Origin of the sequence: Kitasatospora sp. CM 4170 (genome assembly GCF_032110285.1) — a bacterium.
Lineage (GTDB): Bacteria > Actinomycetota > Actinomycetes > Streptomycetales > Streptomycetaceae > Kitasatospora > Kitasatospora aburaviensis.
On record NZ_CP134877.1, the window covers coordinates 1,542,732 to 1,555,777 of the forward strand.

Sequence of the window (13,046 nt, forward strand, 5' to 3'; positions counted from 1 at the left end):
AGTTCAAACATCATGACCATGCCTACCGAGAAGATCGTCGAGGCGCTGCGGGCGTCCCTGCTGGAGAACAAGCGACTCAAGCGGGAGCACGACGAGTTCGTCTCATCGTCGCGGGAGCCGATCGCGATCGTCGGAATGGGGTGCCGCTACCCCGGCGGAGTCGGCTCCCCCGACGACCTGTGGAACCTCGTCGCCACCGGACACGACGCCATCACCCCCTTCCCCACCAACCGCGGCTGGAACACCGACACCCTCTACAACCCCGACCCCGACACCCCCGGCACCAGCTACACCCGCGAAGGCGGCTTCCTCCACAACGCCACCCACTTCGACGCCGACTTCTTCGGCATCTCCCCCCGCGAAGCCCTCGCCATGGACTCCCAACAACGCCTCCTCCTCGAAACCACCTGGGAAACCCTCGAACACGCCGGCATCGACCCCACCCACCTCCGCGGCACCCGCACCGCCGTCTACACCGGCGTCATGTACCACGACTACGTCCAACTCCTCAACCACGTCCCCGACGACGTCGAAGGACTCCTCGGCACCGGCAACTCCGGCAGCATCGCCTCCGGCCGCATCTCCTACACCCTCGGCCTCGAAGGCCCCGCCGTCACCATCGACACCGCCTGCTCCTCCTCCCTCGTCGCCCTCCACCTCGCCACCCAAGCCCTCCGCCAAGGCGACTGCACCCTCGCCCTCGCCGGCGGCGTCACCGTCATGGCCACCCCCGGCGTCTTCATCGAATTCAGCCGCCAACGCGGCCTCGCCACCAACGGCCGCTGCAAATCCTTCTCCGCCCACGCCGACGGCACCGGCTGGTCCGAAGGCGCCGGCATGCTCCTCCTCGAACGCCTCACCGACGCCCAACGCAACGGACACCACATCCTCGCCGTCATCCGCGGCTCAGCCATCAACCAAGACGGCGCCAGCAGCGTCCTCACCGCCCCCAACGGCCCCTCCCAACAACGCGTCATCCACCACGCCCTCACCAACGCCGGACTGACCGCAGCCCAGATCGACGCCGTCGAAGCCCACGGCACCGGCACCACCCTCGGCGACCCCATCGAGGCACAAGCACTCCTCGCCACCTACGGCAAACACCACACCCCCGACCAACCACTCTGGCTCGGCTCCCTCAAATCCAACATCGGCCACACCCAGGCCGCAGCCGGCGTCGGCGGCATCATCAAAATGGTCATGGCCATGCGCCACGGCATCCTCCCCCGCACCCTCCACGCCGACGAACCCTCCCCCCACATCGACTGGACCAGCGGCGCCGTCTCCCTCCTCACCGAACAGACACCCTGGCCCCAAACCGGCGAACCGCGCCGAGCCGGCATCTCCTCCTTCGGCGTCAGCGGCACCAACGCCCACGTCATCGTCGAACAGGCGCCGGACCCGGACACCGACCCTTCCACCACAGCGACCGAACCTCTGATCACCACCGCCCTGGTGCCGTGGACGCTGTCCGGGAAGTCGGACGCGGCGCTGCGGGCGCAGGCCAGGCGGTTGCGGGACTTCCTCACCTCGCATCCCGAGGACCAGGTGGGGCTGGGTGAGGTCGGCTGGTCGCTGGCCACCGGCCGTAGCCACTTCGACCACCGCGCCGTCGTCCTCGGAACCGATCGCGCGGACATGATGGCCGGGCTGGCGGCACTCGCCGACGGCCAGGACACACCCAGCGTGATACGCGGCACCAGGGGCAGCCTGGACGGGCGGGCGGTGTTCGTCTTCCCCGGCCAGGGCTCCCAATGGGCCGGCATGGCCCTCGACCTGCTGGACGTCTCCCCGGCGTTCCGCCAGCACATCGAGGCCTGCGAACGCGCCCTCGCCCCCCACACCGACTGGCGACTCACCGACACCCTCCGCGGCCTGCCCGGGGCGGCATCGATGGACCGCGTCGACGTCGTCCAACCCGTCCTCTTCGCCGTCATGGTCTCCCTCGCCCGCCTCTGGCAGGCCCACGGCATCGAACCCTCCGCCGTCATCGGCCACAGCCAGGGCGAAATCGCCGCCGCCCACATCGCCGGCGCCCTCACCCTGAACGACGCCGCCCGCATCGCCGCCCTACGCAGCCAGGCCATCACCCGCATCACCGGCAAGGGCGCCATGGCACACGTGGCGCTGCCGCAGGACCAGGTCACCGAACGACTCACGGCCTGGCCCGGCCTGTCCGTCGCCGCCCTCAACGGCCCCACCTCCACCGTCATCTCAGGCGACACCACCGCGCTCCACGACTTCCTCACCACCTGCGAAAGCGACGGCATCCACACCCGCACCATCCCCGTCGACTACGCCTCCCACAGCACCCACGTCGAAGAACTCCACGACGAACTCACCACCCTCCTCGCCGACATCACACCCCAGACCTCGACCATCCCCTTCTACTCCACCGTCACCGGCACCCTTCTCGACACCCGCGAACTCACCACCGAGTACTGGTACACCAACCTCCGCGAAACCGTCCGCTTCCACCCCACCCTGACCGCACTACTCCACGACGGCCACACCCTCTACATCGAAACCAGCCCCCACCCCGTCCTCACCACCCCCACCCAAGACACCATCGAGAACACCACCAACACCACCACCGCCGCCATCGGAACCCTGCGCCGCGACGAACCCGGCCCCACCCGCTTCCTCACCTCCCTCGCCCAAGCCCACACCCACGGCACCACCCCCACCTGGACCACCCTCAACCTCCAACCCCACACCGATCACCTCGCCCTGCCCACCTACGCCTTCCAGCACCAGCGCTACTGGCTGGACTCGGCGGCCTCAGGTACGGGCGATCCGGCCGGGCTCGGACTGGTCCCGGCGGACCATCCCCTGCTCGGCGCGACGATCGCGCTGGCCGAGGGCGAAGGGGTGGTCTTCACGGGCCGCGTCTCGGTGCGGACACAGCCGTGGCTGGCGGATCACGTCGTCTTCGGGACGGTGCTGCTGCCCGGTACCGCCTATGTCGAACTGGCCACCCGGGTTGGGGCCGAGTTCGGTTGCGGGCGGGTCGAGGAGCTGGTGCTGGAGTCGCCGCTGCTGATCCCCGAGCAGGGGGCCGTGCAGCTGCGGGTGACGGTCGGGGGCATCGACGACACGGGACGACGGTCGCTGACCGTGCACTCCCGGATCGAGCCGTCGACGCTGGACATCGCCTCGGCGGAGGGGGCCTGGGCCCGCCACGCGGTCGGCGTTCTCGTCCCGGACCCGGTGGCCTCCTCCGAGCCGGACGGGAGCGGTCTGTCCGTTTGGCCGCCCGAGGGGGCGGAACCGGTGGACGTGTCCGGTCTGTACGACGGGCTCGCCGAGGTCGGCTACGGGTACGGTCCGGTGTTCCAAGGGTTGCAGGCCGCCTGGCGGGTGGGCGGGGACGTCTTCGCCGAGGTAGCCCTGGCCGAGGACGACCATGCCGCGGCCGCGAGGTTCGGACTGCACCCCGCGCTGCTCGACGCGGCGCTGCACGCCCTCGGCCTGGTCGAGGGGACCGGGCGCGGCGGTGTGGGCCTGCCGTTCTCCTGGAGCGGCGTCTCCCTGCACGCGACCGGCGCCACCGCGCTGCGGGTCAGGCTGTCGCCGGCCGGGGAGGACACGGTCTCGCTGACCGTCGCCGATGCGGTCGGTCGGCCGGTGGCGTTGGTGGACGCTCTGGTGACGCGCCCGTTCTCCGCCCAGCAGTTGGCCGGTGCGCGCGCGGCGGGGAAGTCCCCGCTGTTCGGCCTGGAGTGGAGCGCGGTGCCGGTCACCGGCGCCGCCCCGGTGGAGCCGGGGCGGTGGGCCGTCCTGGAGCGCGCCGGTACGGGCGCGGCGTCGGCGGTGTTGGATGTGGCGGGCTCGTTGCGAGGCGCCGGGGTGACCGTGGAGTCGTACGCGGATCTGGCGGCGCTGGATGCGGCCGTCGACTCCGGTGTGCCGGTGCCGGCCGTGGTGGTGGTGCCGTTCGTCTCGGCGGTGCCGTCCGTCCTCACGTCGCCGGACGAGGTCGCGGCGGTCAACTCCTCGGCGCGGCAGCGGACGGTCGATGCCCTCGGGCTGCTGCAGTCGTGGCTGGGTGACGAGCGTTACGCCGCCAGCCGACTCGTCCTCCTCACCCACCACGCCATCGCCACCCACCCCGACGAGAACATCACCGACCTCCCCCACACACCCCTCTGGGGCCTCACCCGCTCCGCCCAATCCGAACACCCCCACCGCATCACCCTCATCGACACCGACAACCACCCCACCAGCTGGCACACCCTCCCCACCACACTCACCACCCACCCCCAACACGCCCTCCGCAACGGCACCCCCCACACCCCCCACCTCACCCACCACACCACCACCAACACCACCCCCCAACCCCCCATCAACCCCAACGGCACCATCCTGATCACCGGCGGCACCGGCACCCTCGCCACCCACATCGCCCGCCACCTCACCACCCACCACGGCGCCCGCCACCTGCTGCTGGCCAGCCGCTCCGGCCCCAACGCCCCCGGCGCCACCCAACTCCACACCCAACTCACCGCACTCGGCGCCACCGTCACCATCACCGCCTGCGACACCACCGACCCCAACGCCCTACGCCACCTGCTCAACACCATCCCCGACCAACACCCCCTCACCACCGTCATCCACACCGCCGGAGCACTCCACGACGCCACCCTCACCCACCAAACCCCCGACCACCTCACCCACACACTCACCCCCAAAATCAACACCGCCACCCACCTCCACCACCTCACCCGCCACCCCCCTCGACCACTTCATACTCTTCTCCTCCGCCTCCGGCATCCTCGGCGCCACCGGACAAGCCAACTACGCCGCCGCCAACACCTACCTCGACGCCCTCGCCCACCACCGCCACACCCAAGGCCTACCCGCCACCTCCATCGCCTGGGGCCTCTGGGCCGAAACCAGCACCATGACCAACCACCTCAACGACACCGACATCCACCGCATGACCCGCGCCGGCATGCCCCCACTGACCACCAACGACGGCCTCGCACTCCTCGACACCGCACTCACCACCAACACCCCACTCCTCATCGCACTCAACCTCGACCTCGCAAAGATCCGCACACAGGCCACCTCCACACCCATCTCCCCACTACTCCACAGCCTGGTCCGGGCACCGCTACGCCGGGCGGTCGGAGTGAGCGCAGGCCAGGTGGGGCCGTCGCTGGGCCGACGGCTGGCCGGGCTCGCGGAGACGGAGCGCGCCTCTGCGGTGGTGGAGGAGGTCCAGGCGCTGGTGGCAGCCGTGCTGGGGCACTCCTCGACCGGGACCGTCGGCATCGACCGCCCGTTCAAGGAGTTCGGGTTCGACTCGCTGATGGCGGTGGAGCTCCGCAACCGGCTGAACGCGCTGACCGGACTACGGCTGCCCGTCACGCTGGCCTTCGACCATCCCACGCCGGTCGCGCTGGCCGAGCACGTGCTCGCTCAGCTCACGGCCTCCGGGATGCTGACGGACGCCGGCCGGCAGGCCGCCGCAACGGCCGTGACCGGCACGGGCGGTGCCGCGGCCACGGCCACGGCCCCGGGAGCCGCCGGTGTCCCGGTGGTCGACGACCAGACGCTGACCACGCTGTACCGTCAGATCAACCGGCTCGGCGAGCTGGAGGCGTCGGGCAACCTGCTCGCAGCCGCGGCGCTGGTGCGGCCGTCGTTCAAGGGGCGTGGGGACGTCGACCGGCTGCCGCGGTTCACCCGGCTCTCGACCGGTCCCGAGCGGCCGGAGATCCTGTGCTTCCCGCCGTTCGTGCCCGTCCCCGGGAATCTCCAGTTCGCGTCGTTCTCGGCGGCGCTCGACGGGCTGCGCGGCGTTTCGGTCATCCCCACCACGGGCTTCGCCGCCGGGGAGCGGATCCCCGACAACCTCGACGCCACGGTGGACATCCACGCGGACGCGGTGGCCGCGCGGGCCTCCGGTCATCCGGTGGTGCTGATGGGCTACTCCTCGGGCGGTCTGCTGGCGCACGCGGTGGCGACGGCCCTGGAGGAACGAATGGACGTCCCGGTGGCCGCGGTGGTGCTGCTGGACACCTACATGCCGGGTTCACTCGCCCGGCCGCTGGCCCGCGCCCTGTATCACGAGGTGTTCGAGAAGCGGGAGGGTTTCGCGACGGTGGACTACTCCAGCCTGACCGCGATGACCCGCTACCTCGACGTGTTCGGCGGCTGGGGTCCGCGGAAGATCGAGGCGCCCACGCTGATCGTCCGACCGGAGGACTGCGTACCGCTGCTGTCCGGCGAGACGATGGAGGGTGCCGACTGGCGCGGGTGGTGGCACCTGCCGCACACCGGGCTCAAGGTGCCGGGCGATCACTGCACCATGATGACGGACCACGGCGCGGCCACCGGCAGGGCCGTCCACGAGTGGATCCTGGAAACTCTGTGACCGGGCGTTCCCCGGGCTGACACCGAAGGTGCCGCCCCCGCGACGAGCGGGGGCGGCACCTTCGTCGGAACCGTCACCGGTTCGGCCGCCGGCCGGTCACGGCCACGCCCGGTCAGGGCGTGGCCGGCCGGTCAGTCGGTCAGTCGGTCACCAGCTGACCGGCAGCTCCTGGACGCCGTACACGGCCATGTCCTTGCGGAACTGCAGCGAGTCCACCGACTGGGCCAGTCGCAGCGTCGGGACGCGCTGGACCAGCGTCCTGACCGCGATCTGCAGTTCCGCCCTGGCCAGCTGCTGCCCGACGCACTGGTGCGAGCCGAAGCCGAAAGCCACGTGCTGCCCGGTGTCGTCGCGGTGGATGTCGAAGACCTCCGGCTCGGCGAAGACCGAGGTGTCGCGGTTGGCGGTGTCGAAGGCGAGGATGACGCCCTCGCCGGCCTTCACCAGGTGTCCGCCGATCTCGATGTCCTCGGTCGCCACCCGCCGGGCGCCGCTCTGGGCGACGGTGAGGTAGCGCAGCAGTTCCTCGACCGCGTCGGGAACCATCTCGGGCTTGTCCCGCAGCTGCGCCATCTGCTCGGGATGCTGGAGCAAGGTCAGCGCGCTCAGCGAGATCATGTTGGCGGTGGTCTCGTGACCGGCGGTCAGCAACAGGATCAGCATGGCCACCAGCGAGTCCGGGCCGATCGCACCCGTGGTCAACTGCTCGGCGACCAGGCGGCTGGTCAGGTCGTCGCCGGGCTGGGCCGCCTTCTTCTGCATCATTCCGCCGAGGTAGACCGCGAGCTCCTGGAATGCCTTCATCGCCTGCTCGGCGGTGGCGTCCCGGGCAAAGAGCACGTTGCTGCGGATCTGGAAGAACTCGTGGTCGTCGTAGGGCACCCCGAGCAGTTCGCAGATGACCAGGGACGGCACCGGCAGGGCGAACTCAGCGACCAGGTCCACCGGGCCGGTGGACTCCAGCATCCGGTCGATCAGCCCGTCGACGATCTCCTGGATCCGCGGCCGCATCGCCTCGACCCGCTTGTAGAGGAAGTCCTTGGTGAGCATGCGCCGGTAGGTGGTGTGCTCGGGGAAGTCCATCTCGATGAGCGTGCGCGGGGCGTCCCCCCGTCGGGTCTCGACGAACGCGGTCACATGGGGGAATCCGGGCAGCCGGGGGTCACAGCTGAGCCGGCGGTCGCTGATGGCCGCGCGCAGGTCCGCGTTCCGGGTGACCAGCCAGGCATGGTTCCCGTTCCACAACCTGACCTTGGTGATCGGCTGTTCCTCCGCCAGCGCGGCGAGTTGGTTCGCCGGGTCGAAGGGGCAGGAGCCGCCGCGCTCCATCGGGTAGAACGGGACGGCTTCTTCCTGTTCCGTCAGGACGTCGGTCATCGGCCTTCTCCTTGTCGTCAGTCCCTCTGCTCTGGCGGGGACTTCACGGTGGTGTGAGAAACCGTTGACGAACAGTCAACACCCGCCCCCCCAGGCAACTCGGCACAGCTCCCGAGCCTACTGTCAGGGCGGCTGTCGTGATGGGGATCAGTCGAACTGGCGCTTCACCGTGCGCGGTTCGGCAACAAGCTGCCACCGTGCGGTGGAGAACCCGGGCTCCTGGCAGGTTGCGGCCGCGCGGTGCGGCCGGCCACCGAGGCACCGCGCCAGGTCAGCGGCAGTGCTGGACCACATAGCTCGAACGGGTGGCCCCTTCTGGAAGACGCGTCGTTCCGCCGGCGCATCGACCCCGGCGGAACACCTCGGGATTCGACGAGACGGGGCGATCCGACGGGGCCGACGGGCCCACCCTTACGGACCGCAGGGTCCCGGACGCCCTGAATCTTTCGGTGCCGACCGTCATCCACGCCGACGCCCCGCAGCCCTACGTTGGGCCACGGCCGGGGCACGGGATGCGCCCCGGCCACCCCGGGCGACAGTCGACGCCCGAGCGGTCACGGACAAGGCCGGCCCCGACGCCGGGCCGACCGGGGCGGGAGGACGGACGGATGGCAGTGCGCAAGGCCGCCACGATCAAGCAGGTCGAGCAGACGGTGCTCGCGATGGATCCGACCGATCCCGCGCTCGTCGTCTTCGGCGTGTTCCTCGACGACAGCCCGTGGCTCTCCTGCCTCGGCGGCGGCCTCGACGCCGACACCTACTTCGTCACCGCCACCGCGCGGTCCGTCCACTTCCACCAGGTCAGGACCAGGGGCGTGGGGCAGCGGCCGGGCGGCCTCGTCCACAGCTTCGACCGGGACGACACGGCCCGCCGGATGGGCGAGGTCCGCCGCCAACTGCTCTGGAGTTCCTTCCCGTTCGCCCTCCCCGGGCACGACGCCCCCACCCGGATGCACGTCCGCCGGGCCTGGTGGAAGGAGTTCGCGAGGTTCACCGCCGACCTGGACGCGGCCGCCGCACGGCGCTGACCCCCGCCGGGCAGCGACCGGCGCGACAGCGGCCGGGGCCGGAGCCGTCCGCACCGCACCACCGTCACACCCGATCCCGCTCGACAGGAACCACCATGACCACCCACCGGACCGGCCGCCGCCTCGTGCTGGCGGCACTCGTCGTCGGCAACCTGCTGCTCGCCACCGCCTGCAACGACCTGGCGACCGTCCAGCCGGCCGACGCCGGGGCCGTCGGCTCGGCCGGCGCCGCCGCGAAGCCCGCCGGAGCCGACGACCCCCGGCTCGGCACCTTCTACGGCCAGCACATCGGCTGGCACGCCTGCCGGCCGGACGCCGGGAGCCCACCGGCCGACCTGACCGGCATGCAGTGCGGCGAACTGCGCGTTCCGCTGGACTACGCCGACCCCGCCGCCGACGCGCTCGGCGTCGCGCTGGTCCGGCTGCCCGCGGCCGATCCCACCCGGCGGGTCGGCTCCCTCGTGGTCAATCCCGGCGGACCGGGCGGGTCCGGCGTGGAGATGGTCGCCATGGGGCGAAAGCTCTTCGACGGCGCCCTGCACAACCGCTTCGACGTCGTGGGGTTCGACCCGCGGGGCTCCGGGGCGAGCTCCCCGGTGACGTGTCTCACCGACCGGCAGCGGGACGACCGTGACCAGGTCGACCTCCCCGTCGACCCGGCGAAGCGTCGTGCGGTGCTCGAACAGCGGGACACGGAGCTCACCACCGCCTGCGCGGCGAAGTCGGGCAGGCTGCTCCCCTTCGTCGGCACCCGCAGCACCGCCCGCGACCTCGACGTCCTGCGCCAGGCGCTCGGCGACCCGAGGCTCAACTACCTGGGCATCTCCTACGGCACCTACCTGGGGGCGCTCTACGCCGAGGAGTTCCCCGCCCGGACCGGTCGTCTGATCCTGGACGGTGCGGTCGACCCCGCCGCCGACGCCCTGGAGGAGTCCACCGACCAGATCATCGGGTTCGAGTCCTCCCTCCGGCGCTTCGCCGACGACTGCGTCCGCACCCACGCCGCCGAGTGCCCGCTCGGCGGCGACCCGGACACCGCGGCGAAGAAGGCCGCGGACTACCTGGAGGGCCTGCACGACCGCCCGCTGGACACCGCCGACGGCCGCAGGCTCACCAGCGACCTGGGCTGGGCCGGCACCCAGGCCCTCCTCTACGGCGACGAGACGGACGCCTGGCCGGCCCTGCGCGCCGCGCTCACCATGGCCATGGTCGGGAAGCGCGGCGACCTCCTCCTCGCGTCCGCCGACCGCTTCCACGGCCGTGACGAGAAGGGCCACTACACCACCCTCAGCGACTCCCACAACGCGATCTCCTGCGCCGACGGGGCCGCCGCCGCGCCGTCCCCGGAACGCGCGCAGCAGGTCGTGGCCAAGCTCAAGGCCGAGGCCCCGCTGGTCACGCAGGGTGTCTCCGTCGAGGACTACCAGCACGGCAGGTGCGAGAACTGGCCCTTCCGGTCCCCCGAGAAGCCGCACGTCGTCCGGGCCGAGGGCAGCACCCCGATCCTGGTCGTCGGCAGCACGGGCGACCCGGCCACGCCGTACGCCGCCGCGGAGAACCTCGCCAAGGGCCTGGCCCACGCCACCCTGCTCACCCGCGAGGGCGAGGGGCACGGCGCCTTCGGCCGGGGCAACACCTGCATCGACGCGGCGTACGAGGCCTATCTGGTGTCCGGCGCGATGCCCGCCCCCGGTACCCGCTGCGCCGGCTGACACCCGAGCCCGCCGGGCCGGAGCGAACCCCCCCCCCGCTCCGGCCCGGCGCCCCCTCCCCGGTCCGTCCGACCATGCCCTGACGGGACGGACCGGGGAGACACCCGGCTCCGAGTGCCGCCGGTGAGGGCTCCCCACCCCGGGTGCGGCCGAGGACGCCCGAGCCGCGGCACACATCGATGCCGAGCCGTCGGCCCCTGGATAGACTGACCAGGTGTTCCAGGACCGGACCGACGCGGGCGACGGAGCACTCAGGCGCCTCGTCGTCGCACTCGCACGACACTCTCCGTGATCGCGCGGCGGCGGCAGGCCTGTCGCGGATGATCGGCAGCGGGCCATCGATCGGACGGGAGCCCTGCCATGGCGAAGACGTCCAGGTCTCCGGGCGGCTACGGCCCCGGAACCACCCGCCCCGTGTCCGCCCGCGCGACCTCGCCGTCACCACGCTCGCCCGGGGACGCCGAGCCGACCGCGGCCAACGACCGGCTGGCGCTCAACGGCATGGGCAGTTTCGACTGGGACCTCGACAGCGGCACCTACCACCTCGACGACGTGGGCCTGGAGGTGTTCGACCTGCGGGCCGACGAGTTCGACGGACTGCCCACGTCACTCTCCGCCAGGGTGCTCCCGACGGACAGTGAGCGCCTCGACCAGGCCGTGTCGCTCGCGCTGCGGGAGGGGCACCTGACCTTCGCGTCGTACTTCCGCATCGTCTGCCGCGACGGGTCCCTGCGCTGGGCGCACACGCAGGGACGCATCCTGCGCGACCAGCAGGCGCACCCCTACCGCATCGTCGGCATCGTCCGCAACGCCGAGGAGGAGCTGGCCCACGCCGAGGGGATGCGGACGCTCGCCGCCGACCGGCGCCGCCAGACCGACTCCGTACGCGCCACCACCGAAGCCCTCGCCCGCGCCATCACCGTGCGCGACGTGACCAACGTGCTGACCGACAGCGAAGGGCTGCGACGCTTCGGGGCGGACGGGCTGGCCCTCGGGCTGGTGGACGGGGACGTCATGCGCCTCGTCGCCGTGACCGAGCAACCGTCCGCGGAGCTCAGGGCCCAGGACGACCTGTCGCTGACCCACCTGGGGGACGGCCTGCCGCTGTCCGAGGCCGTGCTCACCCGGCACGCGCGATTCGTCAGCACCAGGGAGGAGCTCACCACCCGCTACCCCCGCCTGCTGCCCTACGCCGAGGAGATGGGGATCGAGGCGGCGGCCTTCCTGCCGCTGGCCGCGCAGGCCCGCTCCATCGGCGCACTGGGCCTGTTCTACCGGGACCGGCACCACTTCAGCACCGAGGACCGCAACATCTGCATCGCGCTCAGCAGCGCCGTCGCGCAGTCCCTGCAACGCGCCATGCTGTTCGACCAGGAACGCGAATTCGCGACCACGCTGCAGACCACCATGCTGCCGCGCCGCATCCCCGAGATCGACGGCGGCGAGGTGGCCGTCCGCTACCGCGCCGGCCGCAGCGGCCGCGAGGTGGGCGGGGACTGGTACGACGTCATCCCGCTGCCCGGCCGGCGGGTGGGTCTCGTGGTCGGCGACGTGGAGGGGCACGACAGCCACGCGGCCGCCGTCATGGGGCAGTTGAGGATCGCGCTGCGGGCCTACGCCACCGAGGGGCACGCTCCCGCCACGGTCATGGCCCGCGCCTCCGGGTTCCTCGCCGATCTCGACACCGAGCGGTCCGCGACCTGCATCTACGTCGACGCCGATCTGGAGACCGGAACGCTGCGCCTGGTCCGGGCCGGCCACCTCGAACCACTCGTGCGGCACAGCACCGGCCGTACCGGCTGGGCCAGCGTCCGCGGTGGCCTGCCGCTCGGCGTGGCCACGGTGTTCGGCCAGGACGGCTACCCCGAGACCCGGCTCGACCTCGGCCCCTCGGACACCCTGCTCCTGTGCACCGACGGAATGGTCGAACACCCCGGTCGGGACATCGCGGACGGCATCGAGGCCCTCGCCGCCGCCATGCGCGCCGGCCCGATCGACACCGAGGCGCTCGCCGACCACCTCTGCGGCGGCCACCCCGACCGCCTCGTCAGCAGCGACGACATGGCGCTCCTGCTGCTGCACCGCGCCGCCGTGCCCGGCGCCCGCGCCACCCGGCAGTTGACGCAGCACGTCCACCAGGCCGACCCGGAAGGGCTGGCGGAGACCAGGGCCATGCTCCGCCAGGCCCTGGCCGCGTGGGGTGCGGCGGAGCTCCTGTCCGACGTCGAACTGACTGCGGACGAACTGATCACCAACGCCCTGGTCCACACCGACGGGGGCGCGCTGCTCACCGTGGAACTTCGGGCCGGGACCACCGCCTGCATCCGCCTGGAGGTCCAGGACCGCTCCAGCGTCCTGCCGCGCCGCCGGGTCCCCGGCGAGACCGCGACCTCCGGCCGCGGCCTGCTGCTGGTGGACGCCCTCGCCGGGAGCTGGGGCGTGGAGCCGCTCGGCAGCGGCAAGAACGTCTGGTGCGAATTCCCGCTGGCGGGTTGAGCGTCTGATGACGGTCCACGTGTGCGGTCCCTCGTCGATCCACCTGGCCGT

4 protein-coding genes and 2 pseudogenes are annotated in these 13,046 nt (G+C 71.8%); 5 read left to right on the forward strand and 1 reads right to left on the reverse strand.

Annotation, left to right across the window (positions count from 1 at the left end; all coding sequences use genetic code 11):
- Positions 1-18: 18 nt before the first annotated feature.
- Both RMN57_RS37000 and RMN57_RS06230 read left to right on the forward strand, forming a co-directional pair.
- Positions 19-1,611 (forward strand): annotated as a pseudogene (locus tag RMN57_RS37000) (type I polyketide synthase); the annotation flags it as partial.
- Positions 1,612-1,641: 30 nt separating this feature from the next.
- A pseudogene (locus RMN57_RS06230) lies at positions 1,642-6,382 on the forward strand (KR domain-containing protein); the annotation flags it as partial.
- 147 nt (positions 6,383-6,529) lie between these two features.
- Here the strand turns inward: RMN57_RS06230 and RMN57_RS06235 are convergent.
- Positions 6,530-7,759: a cytochrome P450 gene (locus RMN57_RS06235; RefSeq protein WP_313762363.1), complete on the reverse strand. Its 1,230-nt coding sequence runs from the start codon at positions 7,757-7,759 to the stop codon at positions 6,530-6,532.
- A 608-nt stretch (positions 7,760-8,367) separates the two neighbouring features.
- Here RMN57_RS06235 and RMN57_RS06240 point away from each other — a divergent pair.
- The 3 genes from RMN57_RS06240 to RMN57_RS06250 all read left to right on the forward strand — a co-directional run bounded on the left by RMN57_RS06240 (position 8,368) and on the right by RMN57_RS06250 (position 12,995).
- Positions 8,368-8,787 (forward strand): hypothetical protein, encoded by a 420-nt coding sequence (locus RMN57_RS06240; RefSeq protein ID WP_313762364.1) that lies wholly within the window; start codon positions 8,368-8,370, stop codon positions 8,785-8,787.
- A gap of 95 nt (positions 8,788-8,882) precedes the next feature.
- Positions 8,883-10,499 carry an alpha/beta hydrolase gene (locus tag RMN57_RS06245; RefSeq protein ID WP_313762365.1) on the forward strand — a complete coding sequence of 539 codons (1,617 nt, stop codon included), beginning with the start codon at positions 8,883-8,885 and terminating at the stop codon, positions 10,497-10,499.
- 360 nt (positions 10,500-10,859) lie between these two features.
- Positions 10,860-12,995 carry a SpoIIE family protein phosphatase gene (locus RMN57_RS06250; protein ID WP_313762366.1) on the forward strand — a complete coding sequence of 712 codons (2,136 nt, stop codon included), beginning with the start codon at positions 10,860-10,862 and terminating at the stop codon, positions 12,993-12,995.
- Positions 12,996-13,046: the final 51 nt, after the last annotated feature.